Origin of the sequence: Microcoleus sp. PH2017_28_MFU_U_A (assembly GCF_020738035.1) — a bacterium.
Lineage (GTDB): Bacteria > Cyanobacteriota > Cyanobacteriia > Cyanobacteriales > Microcoleaceae > Microcoleus.
This window is the reverse complement of record NZ_JAEQCX010000039.1, coordinates 15,348-38,509: the sequence shown is the minus strand read 5'-3', so window position 1 is coordinate 38,509 and position 23,162 is coordinate 15,348. Positions and strand designations below refer to the sequence as shown.

Here is a 23,162-nt window from a genome sequence, read left to right as displayed (position 1 = left end):
TGCTATAGTTAGGTTTTATCTGTTTTGAGGAAGGATTATAACTATGTCTGATTACCAAATTGAGAATGTTGTCCTTGGATTTGCAACTAATCTAAATCCAGAGAGACTAGAGGTATTTGCAAAAACTCTTCGTAGCGTCTATGCTCCTCAAGTATGCGACTTAGTCATCTGCACGAATAATGTTAACAATCAGCTTTGTGAAATTTCCAAAGAGTATTCGGTAACATTTTCATACACTCCAAATACCTATTCCTTTAGTGTAAATAAGTTCTCGAAGCTTCTAAATAGAAGCATACTCTACCCAACAAAATGGCTGGCACTATCAACTCAAAATATACCGTCATTAAGAATTATATTTTACGAAATGTACGTTCAACTATTGAAGCTATGGCATCATCCTCATTTTGTCCGGTGGTTCACTTACAGAGACTTCCTAAAAACGAATCCACAGTATAAGAAAGTCTTTATGTCAGATGTAAAAGATGTAGCTTTTCAGTCACCCTTTTTTGATAAGGTAGATTCCTCAGAATTACACTTTTTTAAGCAGGATGTCCAATATGGAGGTGACGATTACTGGGATACAAAGTGGTATGGCGATAGCTACGGTTCCAAGGCTTTGCAAAAGGTGGTAGGCAAACCAGCTATTTGCATTGGCACAATTATGGGAAGCTTCAAGGGAGTCGATGCTTTCCTTGAAGTTCTATGTGCAGAAATTTTGAAAACTCCCTTTATTGGTATCGAGCAATCAGTCTTTAATCATCTTTTCTATACTGATGGGTTTAATAATATTCCGTTTGAAGTTCATGAAAATGCCGTAGGCCCTGTACTAACAATTGCTGGCGAATCCTTGAATCGCTTTAAAGTTTGTCCTGATGGAGTATTCACTGTAGATGGGAAGTTGGCTTCGGTCATACATATGTATGACCGACATCAAGAAACTTTCGATTACTTCTCTAGACTATTGGGATACGAAATCAAACAGGAAGGTCTAGCGAAATGATCGAACTTATTCTCTGTATAAGGGTATAATTTTTGTGTTGATGCGCGATCGAGGTATTCTGGAAGCCTTGACCACTGATAGACACTTTGACCAAGAGGGTTTTACTCGTCTGTTGCGATCGGCAGACTAACACTAATACACGCAGAAACTCTCTTTGGTCGCGAACAACCAGCGGTTGGGTACTTCGCTTTCATCATGGTACACCATTTCAACCATGAATGAAGACTGATATCGCGATCGCACCACAATGATGAATTCAATTGCCTATCGACCTCCGCAGCTTGGGGACGAACAAGAAATTAGTGCTTGTATGTGGGCTTCTGCGGATCTATGGGAGCTCACAGATGGAACACCAGAAAGCGTTGCCGAATGGAAAAAGATTTCTGACCTAGAAGAATTAAGAGCAAGAATCTTTAGTAGCGAGAAAAAGTTAGTCGCTACATGGAATGGGATAGTTGTTGGTTTTATTGCATTTCGGAGAGGGAATCATCTGTCGTTGTTGTTCGTCCGCAGAGAATTTGCTGGGCAAGGAATCGGTAGAGAACTATTCAACAGAGCTTAGGCAGGCAAACTATTTATATTGTGCCTGCGTAAGTCCTGTTAAATTAAGCAAACTTAATCTTCAAATAATCATCCTCCATCTTCGCCCCGGAAGGTTGCAGTGCAGCTAAAGCTTGCGGCAATACCATATTGCGGCGGTGATTCCCAATCCGAACATTCAACTCATCACCAGTTTTGCTCAACTGAATCTGATCCTTAGCAATTCCCGGCAAATACAGTTCTAGAACATATTGATTGTTGTCCTGCACAATCCTAATCGTATTTTCTGTGTAATAAACTTTGCTAGGATCTTCGTCTTTGTAAAGCGTTTCTTTCAAGCGTTCCAAGGCTGGCAAACCGCACATTTCTTCGGAATAAAGCGGCACTTCTTTCACTGGTAGCGGCCGGAAGTTCTCGTGAATTTCCTGCTTGTACTGCTGCTGGTTTTCTTTCCAGCGCTTGAAAAAGGGATCGGTTACTTCTTCGGGAATAATCCGATTTGCTACGATTAAATCTGTGGCAACATTGTACAAACTCAAATAAGCGTGGGCGCGCAAAGACTCTTTAATTACCATTTTTTCGGGATTAGTAATTAACCTGACCGAAGTTACAGTATTGTCAGTTAAAATCTTTTCCAGAGCTTCGATTTGCTCATAAAATTCATAAGGTGCATCCATCACCTCTTTGTTCGGCAAAGAAAAGCCCGCAATTGGTCTAAAAATTGGTTCAACTAAAGGTCTGAGGGCGGCTGATATGCCTTGCAATGGCTTGTAAAATTTTCTCATGTACCAGCCGCCAACTTCTGGCAAACTCAAGAGCCGCAATGCTGTGCCGGTGGGAGCAGAATCGATAATTAAAACATCATATATTCCCTCGTCGTAATGCCGTTTCATCCGCACCAAACCGAAAATTTCGTCCATTCCCGGCAAAATGGCTAGTTCTTCAGCTTGTACGCCATCAAGTCCCTGGGCTCTCAAAACTTCACTAATGTAGCGTTTTACTGCTCCCCAGTTGCCTTCTAATTCTCTGAGGGCATCCAATTCTGCTCCCCACAAATTGGGTTTTACGAGTCGGGCGTCGTGTCCGAGCTCCATGTCGAAGCTGTCGGCCAAGGAGTGGGCGGGATCTGTGCTCAGCACTAGGGTTTTGTATCCCAATTCGGCGCATCGCAGCCCTGTAGCAGCGGCTACGGAGGTTTTCCCGACGCCGCCTTTTCCGGTCATTAAGATTAAGCGCATTGATTTTTGAGCTCGCCTGCAAGTTCTGTTTACTTTTTTATTGTAACGGAATGTAACTTTATGAGACTGAGGCTACAAAATATCAGTCTGTGGGGTACTGGTGGGGCGTCGGCTGGGGTGGCTGGGGTGTCGCTTAAAGGCTTGAAATATGATAGGGGGCGATGATAAATCTTGTGAAGGGCGATCGCGCTTAACATCAAATGCTGTATTGGTATTGTTGCTAAGTTTCCCAGTCCGACAGGGGTTTTCAACCCCTGTCTCATAGCAAAAGTCCTCTGGAAGAGAACTAAAATCATCGCACTTTCCCTCAATATCTACAGTCGGTTTTTAACCGACTGTAGATATTGAGGCAGGGGTTTAAACCCCTGCCGGACTGCGGTAAAGCGCGTATTTGCTGGCACTAAATTATCATCAATTCGTAGTTTTCCCCCCCGCCTTCTGCACGGGAACAGCAACCGCTTGCGGTTTCTTCTTCGCCCCAAACATCCCAAAGAAATCGTGCAGCAAAATATAAAAACACGGAATAATAAACAGCGTCAGCAGCGTCGCCAGCGACAAACCCGAAAACACCACAACCCCCAAAGGTTGCAGAAACTCCGAACCTTCTCCAATTCCCAAAGCGAGGGGAAACAAACCCAAAACTGTGGTAATAGTTGTCATCAAAATCGGACGCAAACGTTGAGGTGCCGCCCTGACAATTGCTGTCGCGCGATCGACCTTTTCGTCTTCCCGAATTTGGTTGGCTAATTCTACCATAATAATGCCGTTATTCACGATAATTCCTACGAGCAAAATTGCCCCGATCATCACCGTCGCCCCGATCGCAGTTTTGGTCACGTACAGCCCGAAAACACCCCCAGCCAACGCCAGCGGCACTGTCAGCAAAATCACCAGCGGATCGACTAGAGAATTGTACTGTACCGCCATCGCGACAAACACTAAAAAAGTCGCCAATCCGCCCAAAAGTTTCAGAGAAGTTTGCAATTGCTGGTTGGTTTCCGCAGCCGAACTCGGCACAATTGTAACTCCTGGCGGCAGCTTTATTTCTGATAAAACTGCATCGACTTGTTTGACAGCATCGCCCAAACTTGCACCGCGATTTAAGTTTCCCACAACTAAGAAAACTTGCCGCTGGTTGAGACGCTGAATTTCTCCCGGCGCTTGGCCGATCGCAATTTTTGCCACATCGCTCAAACGGACGATGCTATTATTGCCAGATAAGGGAATTTGTCCGAGTTGGGCGATCGATTTGACAGAAGTGCGATCGAACTGCACGCGCACGTCTACCAAACGGTTTCCCCGCTGCACTTGAGTCGGAACAGAACCTTCAATTGCTGTTTGAACCGTCTCCCCAATGTCTCGGGCACTGAGCCCGTACAAAGAAGCTCTTTCCCAGTCAGGACGGATTTGCACTTCCGACTGCGGCGCGTCTCCATCCGGCCGAAACCGCGCTAATTTTACCTTTTCATCCAATTCTTTTAATATCTTACGGCCTGCTTCTTGCAATGATTTTTCGGTTGGGCCCTGAAGTATGACATCAATTTCGCCGCCCCTGACTGGGGAATTCGTTAACACTAAACCCCTGATTCCCTCTGGGACTAAGCGCAGGCGAGTGCCTTTTGGAACGTCTATTTTCCTTAATTCCTCAGTCATTCTTTCCGTAAAGGCGATCGTATTTGTGCCTTTTTTCAGCGTAATCGTGCTGCTTCCCCGGAGCAAATTCTCGATCGTATTGTTGCCGAACAGCAGCCCTCCGGCTGTGGTTAAAGTATACTCGGTTTCTGGCTGTGCGAGCAGCAGTTTATCGGCGGCTGCAACTACTTTTTGATTGGTTTCCAAGTTAGTACCGGGAGGAAACAAAGCAAATAATCGGGCTTGGCTGGTATTGATTCTTGGCAATATTTCCTGGGGAATTTGACTTGCCATCACCCAAGTTCCGCAGCCTAAAATTATAAAAGCCAGTGGAATGATAATTAAGCGCAAACCCAGCACTTTTGACAGCACCGCACCGTAAGCCCGCGTGCCGTTTTCAAAGCCGCGGTTGAAATGTTTTATCGGCCCGAATTGACTGACGCCGCTAGAATAAGACATTCCCATCAAGCGAGAAGTCAGCATCGGTACTACAGTTACAGCTACTAGCAAAGATGCTGCTACTGCAAAGCAAATTGTCAAAATTAATTCGCTAAATAGCAGGGAAAAGAAGCCGCCAATCAGCAAAAATGGCAGCACCGATACTAAGTTCGCCGCCGTGGAAGCAACCATTGCTGATTCTACTTCTTGACTTCGCATTACCGACTCTTCTATTGTGAGTTCTTTGCGATTTTTGATTTTGCCTTTTTTGAGGTCGGGGTTGCTGTTTAAACCGACTACAATATTTTCTAAAATAACTACGCTGGTGTCAATTGCCTGACCGATTCCCAAGGCTAAACCGCCCAAACTAAACAAGTTCAGCGACAAGCCGAACAGCCGCATTAAAATAATCGCAGCTAAAGTACACAGGGGAATAGTCAGAGAGATAATCAGCGTTTGTCTGAGGGAACCTAAAAAGAACAAAACGGCGATCGCAGCCAAGACGGCCCCGGAAATTCCCGCATTCGCTACATCGGCTAAGGAATTGCGGATAAAGCGGGATTCGTCTAAGGTAGTAACTACTTTCATGTCTGCCGAAATTAAGCCGGATTCCTGCATTTGTTTGAGGCGATTTTTTACGCCGTCTACAACAGTAATTGTGTTGGCGTCCGGCTGTTTCAAAATGCTGATTTTAACGGCGGGTTTTTGATTGAGAAAAACTTTGACTCGCTGTTCTTCTGTGCCGTCGTTGACTTTGGCAAAATCGCGCAGGTAAACTCGTTTTGGCGGGTTGGAACCGGATATTTGAAAGGAAAGGTTGTTGATTTCGGCGGCTGTTTTAAATCGACCGATTGTGCGAGTCAGCGGTTCGTTGGATTCTTGGCGCAGTCGGCCGCCGGAAGTGTCTAAATTGCGATCGCGCAAAGCACTAAAAACATCGTTAAGATTAACTCCTAAACTTTGCAGCCGGTTCAGGTCAATATTAACTTGAATTTCTTCTTGAACGCCGCCGGAAACGTCAACGGAAGCTACTCCGGGAATTACGTTAATTTCCCTGGCTAATTCGTCATCGGCGAATACTCGCAAATCTACGCCTTGGCGCGAGTCTGAAGTCAGCGCAAATTCGTAAACCGGCTGTTGGGAAGGGTCAAATTTAAATAGAGTGGGGGATGCAACGGTATCGGGAAGTCGGTTGCGAATGCGGTTGACGGAGGCTGTGGCGTCGTTGAGGGCTTGGTTGATATCTCCGCCGGGTTTGAAGAATAAATCGACGCTGACTTGTCCTTCGCGGGTGCGGGAAAACACTTGCGTGACTCCTTCTGTGGCGGAAAGTCCTTGTTCGAGGGGGCGGGTAATTTCGTCAACTGCGACTTCTGGGGAGACTCCCGGTGCGTCTAGGCGCACGCTGATGCGGGGATAGGTGATGGAGGGTAGCAAGTCAACGGGCAGTTGGGTGATGTAGAAAATGCCCACTACGACGATCGCCAATGTCAGCATTATAGTGCCGATGTGGCGGCGGATTGAGATGCTGCTAATGCTGAATCCGGGTTTGTCGGCTGTCATGCGATTTTAGATTAGAGATTTTAGATTAGACTATTGGGGATTATTCGATTTTAGATTGAAAAGTTTAGGGTCTCACTCAGCCTGCGAAGGCATGAATCGGGGGATTGCGACCAACTTCTTTTCGATCGCATTTTATTGTTGATTGGGAGCGATCGACTATTTACACTCCACTTTTTGCAATTATAATAAAATTCAATAAAATGTAAATAAAGTTTTTTTGAATATTCCTTTAGAGGTAGTCGCCCTCAACCGAAATTGACATAAGTTGCGATCGGCTGTTGAATTTCTGTAAGTTATCGCAAATAGGAACAGGCAAGATGCCTGTTCCACAAGAATGTTTATTGATTGTGGAACAAGCATCTTGCATTATCACAAATAGGGGAGCATCTCAGTTTTGCAAGAAGCATTTTTTATCGTAGTGCTGTCCCCGCACAGCAAAGCTTGTACAAGCTTTGCTGTGCGGGGACAGCACTGTAAATGCAAAACTGAGATGCTCCCACAAATAGCAACAGGCAAGATGCCTGTTCCCTCTTCCTTCTTCCTTAATTTACTGTACTTGACTTCCGTGGGCGCGCGGGTCTGAACTGCTTGTTTTTACAGGGCCTGTAGCGGGAGTAAAATCAGAAACTTGACCGGAAGATTGCGAGTGCGGTATTGGTTTTCCTGCAATTAAAGCCTCTAAATTATCTTCCATAATACTGCGCGGTGTTTCGCCGATCGTTTCAGCAACGCTGCTGCCTTTATTATTCAAATAGACAAAGTGTGGAATGCCATCTACTCGATATTTGGTGATTTCTGGCAGCCATTTGTCATTGTCTACATTTAGCATGACAAAATTCATTGGTTCGGCATATTTCTGTTTGATGGCGCTTAAGTCCTTAGCCATTGCTTGACAGCTACCGCACCAATCAGCGTAAAATTCCATGAGTGTTGGCTTGCCGTTTGTTAAGGCTGTTGCTATCGGTGCGGAGGCTTTTGCCATTTCGGTGAGACTGCTTGATGGCGTTTGAGTTCGCACTCCTAAGAAGAGGGATACTGAAAGGGCGATCGCTGCTAATACGATCAATAAGTTTCTGACGCGCGCGGCGGCATTTATTTCGGAATCTGCGGGTGCAGGAGTTGAGTTGGGCGAATTAAGACTCATAAAATAAATTGGGATCTTATTTCTATGTTTTTATTTTTAATAAACACTTTAAATTATACCACATTTTGAGATAATCAGACCAATCTCATCAAAAAATTGGCTGAGGCCAGTAATTAGAGCAAGTGCGCTAAAACAATAAGATAAGAAAGATTGTGTTTGTAAATTACCGAGGTAACAGTGAAAAAACGGGTAACGCTGACGTTTCCACAACGATCGATCCAAATGCCTGTCACCTATCGACTGGCCAAGGATTTTAATGTTGCAGCCAACATTATCCGCGCTCAGGTGGCTCCGAATCAAGTGGGCAAACTGGTGCTAGAGTTATCAGGGGACATTGACCAACTAGAAGCGGCGATCGACTGGATGCGATCGCAAAATATCGGCGTTTCCCTAGCCAGCAGGGAAATACTCATCGACGAAGATACCTGCGTTCACTGCGGCTTGTGCACGGGGGTTTGCCCGACAGAAGCCTTGACCCTTGACCCAGAAAGCTTTAAACTAACGTTTGCTCGATCGCGCTGTATCGTCTGCGAGCAGTGCATCCCTACTTGTCCGGTGCAAGCTATTTCTACTAACCTCTAAGCCCGCACACAAATTTATCGGGTCAGCCGATTTTAGATTTTAGATTGAATAATTTTAGATTTACTCGTAGCGCCGTGAATCTGGAAGTTTAAGCATGAGTCTAAAATTTTGGAATCGACCATTATGAGTGCCGGCAAGCAAATAACCGTTTTTGGGCGGGGTCATCTTTATGTTGCTTGGTTCCCCTAATTTGTATATCGAATGAAACTAAATTCTTGGTTTTCCTTAACTCTACTTTTTGTTACTTATTTCATTTTTGGCTGGAAATTATCTGAATTTGATATTCCCCCGCACCTGACTTGGTTTTTCGCCGTGGCTGCTGTTTTAGTGTTAGCTATCGCGTTGTCATTCCCGCTGAAGGAGATAAAAAGATGGCTCATGCGCTGGTTTTCGAGTGATAGTGGGGCTTTTATTTCGATTATTGTAGGAGCTTTTTTGGCAGTTATAGTTGTTACCTGGATGCACCTTTTTGTGACGGTTTTAGTCTTGACTTCAGCCGGAGCTTTGGCAAGACTAGATATTCAAATGTTTGGGCACCAAAGATGGCGGACTTTTGCGATATTAGCTACTATTTCTTTAACTGGTTTGGGGGTGGGCGGAGCGATCGAGTTTTTGTCAAGAACAGGCAGGCTAGTATTACCTTAATGAGGAACGGGCAATTCACCCAACCAAATTCTACAACTCGCAACGGATATTTAGCGCAAAATTATGCGATCGCTCATCAATAAATACATATCGTTTTTTTCAATACCCACCGCCCCCGACTAAGGTCTTCGGGCCTTAATTCTAGCAGTTTTCAAATTTCATGAGGTAGAGCTTCCCAATTACCAATTACCAATTCCCAATTCCCCATTACCAATTAATGAACCTGGAGTGCAACTGAAAACCACTATGGCAATATCAATCTGTAGCGACTGTTGTTCAAAATCTTATTCCCAAGATCCGTAACTCCGGCAGCCAAAAACTAAATCCCAATAAAAAAGCAGCTTTAGGGAGCTGCTCGTCAGAATGCATGAGGTATTGTTTTTAGAATAGGACAGGTTGAATTCGATCGATCTTGGGTTACATTTTTTGATACGAGAGCATTGATGAGTGAATGGACGATCGCAAAATCGTCACACAGGAGGATAACATCAATGCTAATTTTTCCGACAATGAGGTTAGCGTTTAACTGTCCTTGCGCCCTACAGCCCTTCAGCGGTGGGGCCATTTTATTTTTAGAGAGAACTCAATAGCCGACTTTAACGCATCAGACGAGTCTGCCATTAGTTTTTGCACAAAAGCTCCATCGCTTAATCCTCACACTTAATAAAACTTACGCGCCACATTTATTCAAACCCGGTTGATTCCCAAATATTCGGTGGTAAAACCGACACACTCACCCAGAAATCAGTATTTTTACGGAATTCACAAGTCATCAAAAATCGGCTATTTTCCCAGAAACCCGCTTTATGACTGTCTCAATTGATATCAGACTCTGTTTTAGATCCGAGCGAGCAACCGAGCCAGAGGGTTAGGACGTTTTTAATTGTCGAAACCGTTGCTTTCTTCTTCCGACTTCCCTCTTCCTTCTTCCTTCTTCCTTCTTCCTTCCTCTAGAACTTTTTTGATTTCCTCGATCGCCCGACGCGCAACTTCTTCAGGCCTTTCGCCTCCGGAAATGCCAACTCGGACATCTGCTTGAGCGTAGAAACGCTCTCGTTCGCTCAAAAGGCTTTCCAACTTAGATTTGAGGTCTCCCTCCCGCAGTAGGGGCCGAGTGCTGTCCGATCGCAGTCGATCGCACAATTGGTTTATCGGCACATCCAGCCAAACCACTATACCGTAATGCAAGTAACCCCAATTTGTCGATCGGGCAACAATACCGCCGCCCGTAGCCACGATCGAATTTTGATAAGCAGCCAATTCGCCGAGCACTTTCGTTTCTAATTCCCGAAAAGCCTCTTCGCCTTCGCGATCGAAAATCTCAGCAATTGACTGATTAGCAACTCGCACAATTAGTTCATCCGTATCAAAAAAACGGTATTTTAATTCCCTTGCCAAAATCCGCCCCACCGTGGTTTTGCCCACACCCATCATCCCGACGAGATAGATATTAACTCCCCTCAACAAATCCACCGCCAAATCCTCCAATATTTTGCTATTTTTTCAGGTTAATCGGGCCGTCGCTGGGACGTGAGTCGTCCTCATCAAAGACATCATCCTCATCCAATCCCCAATCATCCTCTGTGTCTGCACTAGGATTTTGGGGTACTTGGGCGCCACCCCCTGGAGGTATGGGATCTTGCGGGGGAACCAGCACTCGATACTCTGCATCGTAGACAGACTCTGTTTGTCCCACCCCCGACTTGCTGGGATCTCGATAGCCATAGGAGTATACTGAGCCAGCCCAAGACTTGCTTTTTGGTTCCTGCTTCGATTCGTAAGCCCTCGGATTTGCTGCTGGAACGTCATTTACCTGCGGTCGATCGGCAAAATCGCGATCGTCCCCCCAATCATCATCGCTGCCGCCAGAGACCGATTTTGAGCCATCTGAAACCCAATCATCTTCATCATCTGCGGCTTGAATAATTGTCGGTTGATTGTAATTCTTGGCAACAGCAGGGTTTGGAGTTTCTGGTTGGAAAGTCTGCGGAGTGTAGCCTGCCGGTGTCCCGTACTCAGTTCGATCGGAAGTTTGGCTATTTTCTGTCTCAAAATCGGGGTCAATCTCCTGTTTTCTGGGAGGAGGAGGAGGCGCGTAAGCTGTTCTCCTGTCTGCTGAGACAGCCTCACGGCTGCGAATGTTGCGCCCGCTGGGAGTTCGTGTTTGAGATAGGTAATTTGAAAAGGAAAGCAAAGCAGAAATCAATAAAGACGTGACAACTCCCGTCCCCATGCTGAGCAAAATCCAGATAGATAAGGGTAAAGCGGGCGATCGAATTCCCAAAAATACCAGCGATAATGCCGGCTCCACATTTTGTAAGGCAAAAATAGTTAGCCCTACCACAATCACGAGCAATAATACAGGACGCATATCAAATTTTAATTGGTAATGGGTAATTGGTAATGGGTAATTGGTAATGGGTAATGGGTAATTGGTAATTGGTAATTGGTAATTGGTAATGGGTAATTGGTAATTGGTAATTGGTAATTGGTAATTGGTAATGGGTAATTGGTAATTGGTAATTGGTAATTGGTAATTGGTAATTGGTAATTGGTAATTGGTAATTGGTAATGGTTATTGGTTATTGATTATTGATTATTGTCAACTATCAACTATCAACTATCAACTGCCAACTGCCAACTGCCAACTGCCAACTATCAACTATCAACTGCCAACTGCCAACTGCCAACTGCCAACTATCAACTATCAACTGCCAACTGCCAACTGCCAACTGCCAACTGACTACTCTTCTTCCTTCCAGCGTTTGAGAGGAACGCAATCAACCCCCAACTGATCTAAAGCCCGAGCCACAACAAAGTCTACCAAATCTTCAATAGTTTGCGGATTGTGATACCAAGCAGGAATCGCTGGCACTATTCTAGCTCCAGCTTCCGCCAACGTAGTTAAATTCCGCAGGTGAATCAAACTAAAAGGGGTTTCTCTAGGTACAAGTACCAATTTTCGCCCTTCCTTGAGCTGAACGTCGGCCGCTCTTTCGAGTAAATCCGAGCTCAAGCCAGCCGCCAACTTGCCTAGTGTACTCATGCTACAGGGAATAATCATCATCCCTTCGGTGCGAAACGATCCGCTAGCAATATTAGCACCAACATCTTGCCAGGGATGACACCGGAGTTTGCCAGAATTGGGTACTCCTGCTTGTTCTCGCCAGAATTCTTCTTGCAAAGTCGGTTCTGCGGGCATTCGGATGTTCTGTTCGCTTTGCCAAACTATGTAGGTAGATTTTGATGCTACCAGTTCGACGGCGCGATCGGCTTCCAACAGATATTTTAAAGTCCGCACGGCGTAAATCAGTCCCGATGCTCCAGTCACTCCTACAATCAGCGGGTAGTTATTTGTCATTTGTTATTTGTTAGTTGTTATTTGTTAGTTGTTATTTGTTAGTTATTAGTTGACTGTGGGAGCATCTCACCTTTTGCAAAAAAGCAATTTCTTCACAGTGCGAGCTTAAGAGCTCGCGAGTTGGATAGATCGCGAGCGGGGACAGCACTATAAAATCAAAACTGAGATGCTCCCGTTGACTGTTGACTGTTGTTAATTATTTTTGGATGATTTATGACTATAGTTTGCTCCCAATTTATCAATACTTAGTTGCTAGACAATGACAACTAAGTATTGAGGAAAATCAACTGTCAACTGTCAACTGTCAACTGTCAACTGTCAACTGTCACCTGACTATTCCTCATCATCAAAAGCTTGGCTGCCGCCGCCAACAGCAACTAAATCAATTTGTTGGCGGTAGTAGTCAACGCTCTTAACTTGAACTTCTACCCGATCGCCCAAACGGTACTGATTGCGGTTTTTGCGACCAACTAGAGTTTGCTGGCGCGATCGATATTCATACCAATCATCCTTCAGCGAAGAAACGTGCACCAACCCTTCAACTCGCAAAAGTTCACTTTCCGGCGGCCGCACCTCAATTTCCACAAAGAAACCGTAAGACTGCACCCCTGTAATCAAACCCTGGAAAGTTTGACCGGTGCGCTCTTTCATCAATCCAGTTTTCTTCAATCCCTGCAAATCGCTTTCGGCATCCTCAGCAACCCTTTCGCGTTCCGTCAGGTGTACCACCGCCGCTGCAAACTCTGTCTCAAACTCGTGGTGCAAGTCTGGCGGCAGGACATTCCAAGTAATTTGACCGTGACAGGAGGAATGGTGCAGGTTGACTTTTTCTTTCGCACGAGTTGTGCGGCTGCTGCGGCCTTGCTCTAACACAGCGTGCAACACCCGCAGCACCAGCAAATCGGCGTAGCGGGAAAGCGGCGAAGTGCAGCGCGTGTAGCCATCTGACAGGGCCAAACCGAAGTGCGGCTTGGGAGTTGTGCTGTAAACAGCGGGCTTCATCGTGTCTTCGAGCAGGTAGGTGAGAACTCTTTCGGACTTGAGGCCGGCAAACTGTTGGGTAAATCGCTGGAAGTCAAAGGGCAGAACTTCTTCCTCGTTTTCGAGATACAGTTCGCCTCCGAGGTTGTTGGAGAGTTTGATGAACTCTTGAATGTCTGCTGGATCTGGCATCGGTTGGACGCGGTAGATTGCTGGCACTCCTAAGGCTTGCAGGTGAGTGGCGACAGCTTCGTTGGCAAGTACGACCAACTCCGAGACTGCCGACTGGGCGGCGGGAGCCGTTGCAAAAGCTCCTAATTCGCCTTCGTCGTCGAAGTGAGAGTTAGCATCTGGCAAATTTAGTTCAAAAGCTCCCCGCTTGAGCCTCGCCTGTCTGGCAGCCTTTGAGGCTGCGGAGATTTGAGCGAGGAAAGGACGGAGGGCGGAGGATAAAGCGGGATCTTCGGCATCGGAGCCTGGTTCGATAATTGCTTGAGCTTGCTCGTAGGTTAGCTGGTAGTCAATGTGAATGACGCTGGTTTGAATTTCGTATTCTAGGAGTTCTCCTGATTCGTCTAGGGTGAGCATGATGCTGAATGCCAGCCGTTCGGTGTCTAGCAGCAGGGAGCAGCGCTCGTTGAGGAGTTCTGGCACTACGGCGATGATTTTTTCTCCCAAATGGGCTGCTGTGCCTCGTTTGCGGGCTTCGCGATCTAGGGGAGTTTCGGGCTGTACGTACTCGGCGGCGTCGGTGACGTGGATTCCAACTTGCCAGCCGCCGGACTTCAGACTTTCGATCGACAATGCGTGTTCTATTGGCGGATCTGAGAGGAATGAGGTCGGGTCAAACTCGTTTTCGGTTGCGTCGTCTGAGAAACTTTCCTGCTGAGTTTTCGGGGCATCATTTTCGCCGTTGGTTTCTATCGGTTCATTTCTGCTGAAGGTAACAGTCAAGATGTTCCGCAAATCTAGCCGTTTTTTGATGTCGGTTTTTTTGACTTTGCTGGGCAAATTTTCGGCTGCTTTGATGACGGCTGCGGGGAAGGAGCGCGGCAAGTCGTGCTTGCAGCATACGATGTCGAGGTCGTCGGCGGCTTCGGCGTCGGAACCGAGTACCTGTACTACTTTCCCGACTGGGCGGTGGGTTCCCAGGGGATAGCGTTTGACTTCGACGTGTACTAAATGGTCGATCGCCTCTTGGAGATTTGTACCGTTGGCGAGCAAGTCTAGTTCAAACAACAGGCGATCGTCCAGGGGAATTGCTCTGTAGCTGACGCGGCCGGTGGGGGTGGCGGTTTGCTTGACTCGCGCCAGTACCGAGGGGTTAGCGCGTTCGAGGATCAGCATAACTTCGCCTTCGGGCGATCGGCGGCGGCTACCTTCTTTGATAATTTTGACTAAAACTCGATCGCCATTCCAAGCAGTCGAGAGGTGACTTTCCCGCACATAAACGTCTTCTGAGCCTTCAGCGTCTTGAATCGCAAAGCAAAATCCTTTGCTCGAACAGCGCAGTTTTGCTTCTACCACGTCATCTTCAGCTACTCGACGATAGCGGCCTTTGTCTTTGACTAATATGCCAATTTTCTCTAGAGCTTCTAATGCGATTTGAAGTTTGAGTTGACTGGTTTCATCATTGCAGTCGAGTTTTTTTTCTAGTGCTTTGGGAGCCACTAATTTGTCTTCTGTAAAATTTGCCAGCAGTGCAGCGATAGAAAATTCCATGTAGCGATCGATCCTCTTGTTTCCAGCAATTAGTCTAATTTTGGCGAAATCAGCCGCACCCTTTCTTGCCCTCGCTGTGCCTGCTTCCCAACAAATGCGCGGGTTAGTAGGTGGAGATACCAGCACAGTCGGTGCTACCCGTGCGCGGGGATTTTTTCAGATTATTTCCCCACACCAGCAGTCGCTAATTGTCTGCTGTCTGTCAGCAAATGACAGATGATGGTGCAGACAAATACCCCATACCCTATTCCCCAATACAATTTTTTAGCGTTGGTTCCTTTGCTTTTGGCTTGCAGCGCCGAGCTCTTCGCGAAGTAGAAAGCCCCTGTCGGTTCTTAAAAGATGACTCGATGCTGAAAGCGACGGGTTGAGTCCTGGATCGGGAGATGGAGAGATGCAGAGGGAGAAAATTTGCATTTGGGCCTCCTGCCTTTTTCCTTCTGCCTTTTTCCTGCTTTCTTCTGCTTTTTGAAGTGCCTCTTGCCTTGTGCTAAAGCCAAAGATTTTACCGTCTCAAGGCAAAATTGCTAGTAGCTCGCCGCTGCGATACCCCTTTTTTTGCAAGCGTTCTGCCCTTGCGGACGGAGGTGCAATTCAGGGTAGGGAGCAATCTGTGCTGTAGAAAGTGCAAGGTACACAAAACCGGAGACTTTTACTACTTTTGCCTAGTTGCTGTGTCATCTCCTATAGGTAGAAATGACCCCCGGTGCTTGTTAGCTTAAACCGCCGGATGTGGGATAGGGTTTAGTCGCGTGAAAGGTTGCGCGGATGATTCACCTTACATTTATTGTATGTTGAATATGTGCTTTCAGAAAAATGTTTTCTCTGGGTTGTACTAAACTTAAGTCATCAGCCCCTTCTGGTTTCGGGGTCAAAAAATTATGTTTGCTGAATTTCGCGCCCTTTATCCCGCTGGACAGTTGATCTGTGAGTTGCTGACTATTCATCACGGTAAGTTTGTGGTTCGCTGTCTGGTTCAGGTTGACGGCAAAACTCTCGCTACTGGTATGTCCGCTGCTGAGTCTGTTGAGGATGCTGAAGACCGCGCCCGATCGCGAGCGATTGCTGTCCTCGCATTTGCTGCTGCTCCGGCTCCGGTTGCTGCTGTTCCCGTTCCGGCTCCGGCTCCGGCTTCGGTTGCTGCTGTTCCCGTTCCGGCTCCGGTTGCTGTTGTTCCCGTTCCGGCTCCGGCTCCGGTTGTTCCCGTTCCCGTAGCCCCCCCTCCTGTTGTTCCCGTTCCCGTTCCCGTTCCGCCAGCCCTTGCTCCGCTTCCGGTTTTAGAAATGCCTGTTCCAGACAAAGTTGCACTACCACATCAAAGCAATTTGGTCAATAGGGAAACCAAATTAAATGCAGAGCCGATGATCGCACCTGTAGCGGAACCTTTGCCGCCAACAGTCGATTTACCTCCGGCGGTGGGATTTGTACCGAAGCAGTTAGACTCGGACGCTTGGCTGTCTTCCAGCTACGGCGAACCGCTTCCAGAATTGGAAGTGCCAAATACTAGCCAAAGCGAACTGTCGCAAGGTGCGGCCGAAGTCCGGGAATTGCAACCGATCGCGGTAGGAATTCCCAGCGATGCGATCGAAGATGATTCTGATACGATCGCCCAAATAGACGCAATTCTCAAACGGCTGCGATGGACAAAAAAACAGGAAACCGACTGTCTCGAACAAAATTATGGCAAGTCATCGCAGAGAGAACTTGCTAGCGAACAGTTGGCAGATTTCCTAGAATATCTAGAAATCTACAGCAGAACCACCGAAGAAATCAAGAGATTGGGATGGACAGCCAACCAAGGAAAAGATTATCTCAAACAAGGTTACGGCAAAGAAGCACGACATTTCTTAAATAGAGAAGAATTGTTCGACTTCCTGCAATATCTCGAATCTTTACCTTAACAATCAGGAAAATAGGTTTGTAGTGAGGACTTTAGTCCTTCTTTCTTGCAGGTTTGTAGTGAGGACTTCAGTCCTTCTTTCTTGCGGACTTTAGTGAATCACTATAAACTGTTTTTATTAACAGTAATTGAGCGGTTCATAAAAATTAAAAATTAAAAACAGGGAAATATTCTCCATTTTTAATTTTTAATTTACCAGTTCTGGACGAATTGAGGCCAAAGGGGGGGCATCTCAGTTTGGCATTTATAGTGCTGTCCCCGCTCGCGAGTTGTAGAATACGCGAGCGGGGACAGCACTATAAAAAAAAATGCTTTTTGCAAAGCTGAGATGCTTCCGGCCAAAGAAACCGGGTTTTTTACTTAATCTGTGGATTACAACGAGCGTCCCCGCTCGCGAGTTGTAGAATACGCGAGCTCGCGACAGCTCGCACTATAAAAAAAAATGCTTTTTGCAAAGCTGAGATGCTTCCGGCCAAAGAAACCGGGTTTTTTACTTAATCTGTGGACTACAACGAAGGATTTTCGCAAAAAACCCGGTTTCTGACTACCCGTGCGTCTAGGACTATTTACGCCACAGCAGCGATCGGGCGGCTAGCAGAAGGACGGCGATCGATCACTTGATCGACTAAACCATAGTCCTTTGCTTCTTCAGCCGACATAAAGAAATCGCGTTCGGTATCTTCTTCAATGCGGGAAAGCGGCTGACCGGTATGATCTGCCAAAAATTGATTCAGGCGCTGTTTGTGGTACAAAATCTCTTTCGCCTGAATTTCAATATCGGTAGCTTGTCCTTGAGCTCCGCCCAGAGGTTGGTGGATCATAATCCGGGAGTGAGGCAAACTCATGCGCTTGCCTTTAGCGCCCGCACTCAGCAGAAAAGCGCCCATGCTGGCGGCCAAACCAAGACAAATAGTGCAAATGTCGGGGCGGATGTGGTTCATCGTGTCAAAAATGCCCATACCTGCTGTTACCGATCCTCCTGGGGAGTTGATATAGAGGTAAATGTCTTTCTCTGGATCTTCGGCGTCTAAAAATAGCAATTGAGCAACAATCAGGTTGGCTAAGTCGGAGTCAACCTGTTGGCCCAAGAAGACGATGCGATCGCGCAGGAGTCGCGAGTAAATGTCAAAGGCGCGTTCGCCGCGACCGGATTGTTCTATAACTGTTGGGATCATTGAACGGGCCTGCCTATTACGTATCTTTTTTTTATTTTAGCGATTTGGGCTCATTTATAGTTAGGGTGCGGTGGCGGGCGATCGGCAAATCGCTAAAATCGTTGAGTTTGGCAGGGTTGGGCTGTTAATTTGTGGAAAATGTGTCGGGCGGGCGATCGGATTTCCGATCGGGCGGGCGATCGATCTTGAGGAAGCGGACATCAATCAATGTTAAATGTTGTTGTGCGGCGATCGGATCGTGGCGAGAAGTACGATCGCTTGTTCGCGGCTGACACTAGGGAAATGGTCGAGAAACTCGTTGAGCGAATCACCAGCTTCGAGATAATCAAGCAAAGTCTTCATCGGGACGCGAGTGCCGATAAAGACAGGAGTTCCGCCTAAAATGTCGGGGTCGCTATGAACGATCGGTATAGGTAATCTGGGGTTCATCATCGCTTACGTATTTTGAATATAGCCTTTTTTAGAAAGATGAGGTATGCCAAGATATGTTGGAACCTTTACAGCGTAAAGCTTTTCAGGTCAAGACTTGTACCTCGTGAATGTGAGAAAGGCTATATATCGATTTTAGTCGATCGGTCCGCAGTCAAGTATTCGTAGGGTGTGTCGCGATCGAAAATCCCTAAGAAAAGAGCGACAATCTCGATCGCGACGCACCTTACACAATCGTTCAACAAACAACCCAAAAAATTGTTGTGTAACAAGACTTTTTATAAATGGTATTTAGTTAAGACGGATTGACCCTGGGCCTGATATTTTAAGAACAGATCCCAAATGGGTGCCATAACAGAAAAGAGTCACAGTTGGATAGTTTCATGAGCGCTCAATTTAAACTACTGACAGATCGATTAATTTTGCGTCCGCTCATTAGCGCAGATTTATCCTCAATCCAGGCTGCTGCTAGTGTTCGTCAGATTGCTGACACCATGATTTCAATTCCTCATCCCTATCCCGATGGCGAAGCTGAGCGATACATTGCTCGACAAAAGGCTGAGTTTGAAGCGGGGCATTCTGTCACCTTTGTCATGGAGCAGAGATTTGAAAAGAAGTTTAACGGAATCATTGAAATTCGAGACATTGAACGAGAGCATTCTCAGGCTGAATTGAGTTTTTGGTTGGCCGTTGAAGCGTGGGGACAGGGATATATGAGCGAAGCCTTAAAACCAGTGCTGCGATTTGGATTTGAAGAATTAGAACTCAATCGACTCTACGCTTACCACATGATTAGAAATCCAAGTTCCGGGCAAGTTTTGCGAAAAAATGGGCTTGTGTACGAAGGGATGCTGCGCCAACGAGTACGAAAATGGGGGATGTTTGAGGACGTGGCATTGTGGGCAATTTTGCGAAACGATTGGTGTGTTCCAGGGGTACAACAACTAGATGGAGCAGTCCTTTGAGGGTTTTTTAGTCGATCGTTTCCTCAAGCGGCTCATCGAAATCATCTGCCATGATAATCATACCTTCCATCGTTCCTGCAACACGACGCTTTTTCGGTGGTTTTTCTTGAGGAGATTTTTGAGCGTACTTCTCAATCAAAAACTCGATGTAATGAAGCACCTCTGTCTGAAAAGACTCTGGTAGTTCTTCTAATTTTTCTAAAATCACTGGCTGTATCATTGTTTCTTCTCCTTAGCTGTCTTCAGTAAAAACATTTTGGTAAAATTGAGAGTTACTGGTAGCGTGACTTCTTGGATTTTATCACCTCAATTACATTGTCGTGTCTTTGCCCTTCAATAATATCCTTAAGATGAATCTGTCCATTGACGTACTGAACGTGGATGCGCCAGCCTGAGACTTTATCAATATCAGCGCGATAAACTGCCTGCTTCACACCTTTAACTTTATGCAGTCTCGTTTTGGGAAATTGTCTCGTTCTGTGACATTCCTGGTCTTCAAGTTCTGCTAAAGCTTCCAGAAAACTAATCTTTAGCTCATCATCTGGCAAAATTTTCATAGCTTCGTAAATAATGCCATATTCATCGCATAGAGTAAGATTTTGTGCCATAACCAAGCTGATGATATCTAGGCAGTTTCTCGATCGCCCTGAAGTAGGTCTTGATACAAAGACTCTGCTACATCGTTATATGCTCGATCGAGTTCGTCGTGTAGAACTGCTCGAAAAAGAGTAAAAATAGCTTGCCCAAAAATAGGGTCTTCGTCAACCGCCAAAACCACTCTTAGTTTTTGAGAAATTCGTAGCGTATAAAGCGAAGACTCGTAACCATTCAGGTCTGACGATAGCGGGAGACGACGCAGCTTGCGATACACATTTGATTTTTGAGTAGGAAAAAGGCTGGCACAATAATTAATTTTTTGAATTACTGCGGCTTTCTCATCTTCATTTAGCAGCGCAATATCTTTCTCAAATTCCCTTGTTGACTCAATTAGAATATCCACGTTAAAAACCGTAAAAAAATATACAACTATTATACTACAAACAGCTTTTGACTGTCAAGACTCGTTGTTCACAACTTATCAACGAACTCACTTGTTTAACAAGCCACAATTCAAATTTTAATCACCCAACCTCGACGGTACATTCCATACAAAATCAACCACCAACACAATACCGCCGTCACTGCAAAAGCCAGAGAACCATTCAACGGCCCAGCCCAAGGCACAAACCAGTTTTCATAAATCCAAGTGTAAGTTGTTGGAGCAGTTTTACCAATGCCGATATGAGTTTTTAACAAAAGTCTAGCGACAATACCAGAGGCAACAAACAAGAAAATTGCATTCAATCCCATGATTTCAAACGGCCATCCCCATTTCCAATTTCGCACTTCTATTGTTTCGTAGCAAGCCGCTAGCAATAGCAACGCCCAACCAGCGGTAAAAACCACAAAGGAACTCGTCCACAATTGTTTGTTGATCGGAAATAAAAATCCCCACAAATGACCAATTACTAAGCAACACAATCCACTAATTACTAAATTTAAACTCGTCCGGGTTTTGATTGGCTGCACGCGCAGCCATTCCCCTGTAAAATAGCCAGACAAAACTGTGACAACTGCTGGTAACGTACTCAACAGTCCTTCAGGATCGAAGGGGCCGCCTTTGTAGAGGTGTTGGCTACCCAGAATTAGCCGATCGACATATCCACCCAAATATCCCTCTGGCGTCAGTGCGTATTCAGTGTACCCCCCTACAGCAAATACGAATAATACGCCCCAATAGCCTAAAAGCACCGCAACAGCGAGCAGTTTTTGATTGCGGGGGGAAAGGTTCAGAATCGCGATCGCACTAATGAAATACGCTAAACCGATGCGCTGCAATACTCCCATAATCCTGATTTTACCGAAATTTTCCACTGGGGCGCCGTTCAAAAGTACGTCAAGGGCGATCGAAGATGTATTTAGCAGCAATCCTAATACAAATAAAATCGCCGCCCGCCGCGCAATTCGCCAATAAATATTTGTTTCTATTTTTGTAGTAGTTTCAGTATATTTTGACAGCGAGAAGGACATCGCACAGCCAACGATGAACAGAAAAAAGGGAAATACCAAGTCTGTCGGGGTGCACCCGTGCCATTCTGCGTGATCTAGCGGCGGATACACCTGTTTCCAACTGCCGGGGTTGTTCACTAGAATCATTGAGGCGATCGCAATTCCGCGAAAAACATCAAGAGATTTTAATCGCATAAATTAAGTTATTTGTTCACTGTTCACTGTTCACTGTTCACTGTTCACTGTCTTAGCTGATGCCCATTTCCTAATTCTTTTCGGCCCAATTCCCCATGCCCCATGCCCCATGCCCCATGCCCCATGCCCCATGCCCCATGCCCCATGCCCCATGCCCTATATCTCTATCCCTTCCAGAGTCATAATCAGTGCATTCTTCATCAACATATCGCAGCGTTCTGCATAAAACAATGCAGCCTTATCATACTTGTTCACTTGCAAGACACGCATAAACATTTGCCTCGCTTGCGCGAATTGCTGCTGGTAGTGAAAAAAAATGCCCTGTTCAAAATCAGTTTGGGTTTTTCCTTTTAGTTCGATCATCATATCCGAATCGCCGTCATAAATCTCAAACACAGCCACCGGCGCTTGTTTTCCTTTTACTTGAACGCGATCGAGAAATCGGCACTTATAATGTTGGGGGTCGTCAATCCGGCACAAAGTCTGAACGCTAGCAACAATACCAACTCCATAAAGCTTTGTCAATCCTTCCACCCTAGAGGCTAAATTTACAGCATCAGAAATGACTGTACTTTCCATCCGTTCCGCCTCGCCAATAGTACCCAACATTAAAGTTCCAGTATGCAAGCCAATCCCTATAGAAATAGGTTTGTATCCACAATTTTGTCTGTGTTTGTTATAAATTTTAACTTGCTGCTGCATCTCTATTCCCGCTTGCACAGCATCTTCAGCACAGTTAGGAAACAAAGCCATAATCCCGTCGCCAATATATTTATCTATAAAACCGTTGTACTGGCGGATAACTGGGCCAACTCGGCTTAAGTAAGAGTTGAGAAATTCAAAATTTTCTCGGGGAGACATACTCTCTGACAAACTTGTAAATGAACGAATATCAGCAAACATAATCGTCATTTCTGCCTGTACAGAGTCTCCCAATCTGGCATCAACTATGCTTTCTCTTTGGAGAAATTTCAAAAATTCTTTGGGTACAAAGCGCGCTGACGCTGCTGCTATTTTTTCTAGTTCACTTTTGCTGGCTTCAATTTGAGTCAGGGCGCGAAATGCTCTGAGTGCTGTCACTACCGTGGTAAATAACTTTTTGTTTGTTAGTTCTGTTTTTGTTTTGTAATCATTAATATCGTAGCTGACAATTACTACATCTTCTGGCACTTGTCCTGGCTGTCCGGTACGCAAAATAATCCGTACTACTTGATTCTCTAAAATATCGCGGATGTACTTTACTACTTCCAAGCCTGCCTCTTCTGTTTCCATGACTACATCGAGTAAAATCAAGGCTATGTCTGGATGGGCTTCGATTATTTCTTTGGCTTCTTTACCTGAGTAAGCGCTGATAAATGCGATCGCTTTGTTTTCAAATATAAATTCATTTAAAGCGAGTTTTGTAATATTATGAATTTCTATTTCATCGTCTACAATCAATATTTTCCAACTGCCTGCGATCGGCTTGTCTTCCGTCTCGTCTTCGTCGGCAAATATTAATTCATCGTCGCCTGCCACTATTAATTCGTCATCGCCCGCAGCCAACACATTTTTACTAGCTTCTGACATTTATCGTTCTCCTAAATAGAATTATATTAAAACT

23 protein-coding genes are annotated in these 23,162 nt (G+C 45.7%); 7 read left to right on the top strand and 16 right to left on the bottom strand.

What is annotated here, in order from left to right; translation table 11 throughout:
• Positions 1 to 43 precede the first annotated feature (43 nt).
• Both JGK14_RS08410 and JGK14_RS08405 read left to right on the top strand, forming a co-directional pair.
• Complete coding sequence (locus JGK14_RS08410; protein ID WP_293190363.1) at positions 44 to 1,000, top strand: hypothetical protein; 957 nt, start codon at positions 44 to 46, stop codon at positions 998 to 1,000.
• Between the two features lie 247 nt (positions 1,001 to 1,247).
• The gene (locus JGK14_RS08405) at positions 1,248 to 1,562 is read left to right on the top strand and encodes a GNAT family N-acetyltransferase (protein ID WP_293211389.1); all 315 of its coding nucleotides are present in this window, start codon (positions 1,248 to 1,250) and stop codon (positions 1,560 to 1,562) included.
• Positions 1,563 to 1,605: 43 nt separating this feature from the next.
• On the opposite strand, the gene JGK14_RS08400 is transcribed toward JGK14_RS08405, so the two are convergent.
• The 3 genes from JGK14_RS08400 to JGK14_RS08390 form a co-directional block, all read right to left on the bottom strand.
• Positions 1,606 to 2,778, bottom strand: a complete 1,173-nt coding sequence (locus JGK14_RS08400; protein WP_293186475.1) for a TRC40/GET3/ArsA family transport-energizing ATPase — start codon at positions 2,776 to 2,778, stop codon at positions 1,606 to 1,608.
• Between the two features lie 411 nt (positions 2,779 to 3,189).
• Positions 3,190 to 6,411 (bottom strand): efflux RND transporter permease subunit, encoded by a 3,222-nt coding sequence (locus JGK14_RS08395; RefSeq protein WP_293324986.1) that lies wholly within the window; start codon positions 6,409 to 6,411, stop codon positions 3,190 to 3,192.
• A gap of 547 nt (positions 6,412 to 6,958) precedes the next feature.
• Positions 6,959 to 7,555 (bottom strand): thioredoxin family protein, encoded by a 597-nt coding sequence (locus JGK14_RS08390; protein ID WP_293186349.1) that lies wholly within the window; start codon positions 7,553 to 7,555, stop codon positions 6,959 to 6,961.
• A gap of 177 nt (positions 7,556 to 7,732) precedes the next feature.
• Here JGK14_RS08390 and JGK14_RS08385 point away from each other — a divergent pair, with 177 nt between their 5' ends.
• Together JGK14_RS08385 and JGK14_RS08380 are read left to right on the top strand one after the other, a co-directional pair.
• Positions 7,733 to 8,137, top strand: coding sequence for an NIL domain-containing protein (locus tag JGK14_RS08385; RefSeq protein ID WP_293149705.1), 405 nt, complete (start codon positions 7,733 to 7,735; stop codon positions 8,135 to 8,137).
• A gap of 201 nt (positions 8,138 to 8,338) precedes the next feature.
• The gene (locus tag JGK14_RS08380; RefSeq protein WP_293186347.1) at positions 8,339 to 8,782 is read left to right on the top strand and encodes a hypothetical protein; all 444 of its coding nucleotides are present in this window, start codon (positions 8,339 to 8,341) and stop codon (positions 8,780 to 8,782) included.
• 879 nt (positions 8,783 to 9,661) lie between these two features.
• On the opposite strand, the gene JGK14_RS08375 is transcribed toward JGK14_RS08380, so the two are convergent.
• The 5 genes from JGK14_RS08375 to JGK14_RS08355 form a co-directional block, all read right to left on the bottom strand.
• A complete protein-coding gene (locus JGK14_RS08375; protein ID WP_293186345.1) occupies positions 9,662 to 10,255 on the bottom strand; it encodes a shikimate kinase in 594 nt (197 codons plus the stop codon).
• A 22-nt stretch (positions 10,256 to 10,277) separates the two neighbouring features.
• Complete coding sequence (locus tag JGK14_RS08370) at positions 10,278 to 11,153, bottom strand: LapA family protein (protein ID WP_293186343.1); 876 nt, start codon at positions 11,151 to 11,153, stop codon at positions 10,278 to 10,280.
• A 238-nt stretch (positions 11,154 to 11,391) separates the two neighbouring features.
• The gene (locus JGK14_RS08365; protein ID WP_293205858.1) at positions 11,392 to 11,562 is read right to left on the bottom strand and encodes a hypothetical protein; all 171 of its coding nucleotides are present in this window, start codon (positions 11,560 to 11,562) and stop codon (positions 11,392 to 11,394) included.
• Positions 11,526 to 12,143 carry a flavin prenyltransferase UbiX gene (locus tag JGK14_RS08360; RefSeq protein ID WP_293190357.1) on the bottom strand — a complete coding sequence of 206 codons (618 nt, stop codon included), beginning with the start codon at positions 12,141 to 12,143 and terminating at the stop codon, positions 11,526 to 11,528. Before JGK14_RS08360 ends, JGK14_RS08365 begins: the two co-directional genes overlap by 37 nt.
• A gap of 333 nt (positions 12,144 to 12,476) precedes the next feature.
• Complete coding sequence (locus JGK14_RS08355; RefSeq protein WP_293186356.1) at positions 12,477 to 14,846, bottom strand: ribonuclease R family protein; 2,370 nt, start codon at positions 14,844 to 14,846, stop codon at positions 12,477 to 12,479.
• A gap of 188 nt (positions 14,847 to 15,034) precedes the next feature.
• Here JGK14_RS08355 and JGK14_RS08350 point away from each other — a divergent pair, with 188 nt between their 5' ends.
• Positions 15,035 to 15,217 carry a hypothetical protein gene (locus JGK14_RS08350; RefSeq protein WP_293190355.1) on the top strand — a complete coding sequence of 61 codons (183 nt, stop codon included), beginning with the start codon at positions 15,035 to 15,037 and terminating at the stop codon, positions 15,215 to 15,217.
• A gap of 510 nt (positions 15,218 to 15,727) precedes the next feature.
• Complete coding sequence (locus tag JGK14_RS08345; protein ID WP_325314951.1) at positions 15,728 to 16,747, top strand: hypothetical protein; 1,020 nt, start codon at positions 15,728 to 15,730, stop codon at positions 16,745 to 16,747.
• A 565-nt stretch (positions 16,748 to 17,312) separates the two neighbouring features.
• Here the strand turns inward: JGK14_RS08345 and clpP are convergent.
• Genes clpP through JGK14_RS08330 form a run of 3 tightly spaced genes read right to left on the bottom strand, consistent with a single transcriptional unit; the run spans position 17,313 to position 18,353 of the window.
• Positions 17,313 to 17,945, bottom strand: a complete 633-nt coding sequence (gene clpP, locus JGK14_RS08340) for an ATP-dependent Clp endopeptidase proteolytic subunit ClpP (protein ID WP_293149808.1) — start codon at positions 17,943 to 17,945, stop codon at positions 17,313 to 17,315.
• Between the two features lie 36 nt (positions 17,946 to 17,981).
• Positions 17,982 to 18,122, bottom strand: a complete 141-nt coding sequence (locus JGK14_RS08335; RefSeq protein WP_293185631.1) for a hypothetical protein — start codon at positions 18,120 to 18,122, stop codon at positions 17,982 to 17,984.
• A gap of 9 nt (positions 18,123 to 18,131) precedes the next feature.
• Positions 18,132 to 18,353 carry a DUF433 domain-containing protein gene (locus JGK14_RS08330; RefSeq protein ID WP_293185633.1) on the bottom strand — a complete coding sequence of 74 codons (222 nt, stop codon included), beginning with the start codon at positions 18,351 to 18,353 and terminating at the stop codon, positions 18,132 to 18,134.
• A gap of 380 nt (positions 18,354 to 18,733) precedes the next feature.
• Between JGK14_RS08330 and JGK14_RS08325 the strand changes: the two genes are divergently transcribed.
• Positions 18,734 to 19,315, top strand: a complete 582-nt coding sequence (locus JGK14_RS08325; RefSeq protein WP_293185635.1) for a GNAT family N-acetyltransferase — start codon at positions 18,734 to 18,736, stop codon at positions 19,313 to 19,315.
• A gap of 7 nt (positions 19,316 to 19,322) precedes the next feature.
• On the opposite strand, the gene vapB is transcribed toward JGK14_RS08325, so the two are convergent.
• The 5 genes from vapB to JGK14_RS08300 all read right to left on the bottom strand — a co-directional run bounded on the left by vapB (position 19,323) and on the right by JGK14_RS08300 (position 23,128).
• Complete coding sequence (gene vapB / locus JGK14_RS08320; RefSeq protein ID WP_293185637.1) at positions 19,323 to 19,535, bottom strand: type II toxin-antitoxin system VapB family antitoxin; 213 nt, start codon at positions 19,533 to 19,535, stop codon at positions 19,323 to 19,325.
• A gap of 52 nt (positions 19,536 to 19,587) precedes the next feature.
• Entirely contained in the window at positions 19,588 to 19,923 is a 336-nt protein-coding gene (locus JGK14_RS08315; RefSeq protein WP_293185639.1) for a hypothetical protein, read from the bottom strand.
• A gap of 17 nt (positions 19,924 to 19,940) precedes the next feature.
• Positions 19,941 to 20,315, bottom strand: a complete 375-nt coding sequence (locus tag JGK14_RS08310; RefSeq protein WP_293185641.1) for a hypothetical protein — start codon at positions 20,313 to 20,315, stop codon at positions 19,941 to 19,943.
• A gap of 110 nt (positions 20,316 to 20,425) precedes the next feature.
• The gene (locus JGK14_RS08305; protein ID WP_293205860.1) at positions 20,426 to 21,559 is read right to left on the bottom strand and encodes an acyltransferase family protein; all 1,134 of its coding nucleotides are present in this window, start codon (positions 21,557 to 21,559) and stop codon (positions 20,426 to 20,428) included.
• A gap of 156 nt (positions 21,560 to 21,715) precedes the next feature.
• A complete protein-coding gene (locus JGK14_RS08300; RefSeq protein ID WP_293185645.1) occupies positions 21,716 to 23,128 on the bottom strand; it encodes an adenylate/guanylate cyclase domain-containing protein in 1,413 nt (470 codons plus the stop codon).
• Positions 23,129 to 23,162 lie beyond the last annotated feature (34 nt).

What these genes read in the sequence shown, in the direction of transcription:
- JGK14_RS08300 (WP_293185645.1), bottom strand. Translation starts at nt 23,128, where the DNA reads ATGTCAGAAGCTAGTAAAAATGTGTTGGCTGCGGGCGATGACGAATTA.
- JGK14_RS08410 (WP_293190363.1), top strand. Translation starts at nt 44, where the DNA reads ATGTCTGATTACCAAATTGAGAATGTTGTCCTTGGATTTGCAACTAAT.
- JGK14_RS08355 (WP_293186356.1), bottom strand. Translation starts at nt 14,846, where the DNA reads ATGGAATTTTCTATCGCTGCACTGCTGGCAAATTTTACAGAAGACAAA.
- JGK14_RS08405 (WP_293211389.1), top strand. Translation starts at nt 1,248, where the DNA reads ATGATGAATTCAATTGCCTATCGACCTCCGCAGCTTGGGGACGAACAA.
- JGK14_RS08305 (WP_293205860.1), bottom strand. Translation starts at nt 21,559, where the DNA reads ATGCGATTAAAATCTCTTGATGTTTTTCGCGGAATTGCGATCGCCTCA.
- JGK14_RS08345 (WP_325314951.1), top strand. Translation starts at nt 15,728, where the DNA reads ATGTTTGCTGAATTTCGCGCCCTTTATCCCGCTGGACAGTTGATCTGT.
- JGK14_RS08335 (WP_293185631.1), bottom strand. Translation starts at nt 18,122, where the DNA reads ATGTCCGCTTCCTCAAGATCGATCGCCCGCCCGATCGGAAATCCGATC.
- JGK14_RS08390 (WP_293186349.1), bottom strand. Translation starts at nt 7,555, where the DNA reads ATGAGTCTTAATTCGCCCAACTCAACTCCTGCACCCGCAGATTCCGAA.
- JGK14_RS08400 (WP_293186475.1), bottom strand. Translation starts at nt 2,778, where the DNA reads ATGCGCTTAATCTTAATGACCGGAAAAGGCGGCGTCGGGAAAACCTCC.
- JGK14_RS08370 (WP_293186343.1), bottom strand. Translation starts at nt 11,153, where the DNA reads ATGCGTCCTGTATTATTGCTCGTGATTGTGGTAGGGCTAACTATTTTT.
- JGK14_RS08380 (WP_293186347.1), top strand. Translation starts at nt 8,339, where the DNA reads ATGAAACTAAATTCTTGGTTTTCCTTAACTCTACTTTTTGTTACTTAT.
- JGK14_RS08360 (WP_293190357.1), bottom strand. Translation starts at nt 12,143, where the DNA reads ATGACAAATAACTACCCGCTGATTGTAGGAGTGACTGGAGCATCGGGA.
- JGK14_RS08330 (WP_293185633.1), bottom strand. Translation starts at nt 18,353, where the DNA reads ATGATGAACCCCAGATTACCTATACCGATCGTTCATAGCGACCCCGAC.
- JGK14_RS08315 (WP_293185639.1), bottom strand. Translation starts at nt 19,923, where the DNA reads ATGGCACAAAATCTTACTCTATGCGATGAATATGGCATTATTTACGAA.
- JGK14_RS08395 (WP_293324986.1), bottom strand. Translation starts at nt 6,411, where the DNA reads ATGACAGCCGACAAACCCGGATTCAGCATTAGCAGCATCTCAATCCGC.
- vapB (WP_293185637.1), bottom strand. Translation starts at nt 19,535, where the DNA reads ATGATACAGCCAGTGATTTTAGAAAAATTAGAAGAACTACCAGAGTCT.
- JGK14_RS08325 (WP_293185635.1), top strand. Translation starts at nt 18,734, where the DNA reads ATGAGCGCTCAATTTAAACTACTGACAGATCGATTAATTTTGCGTCCG.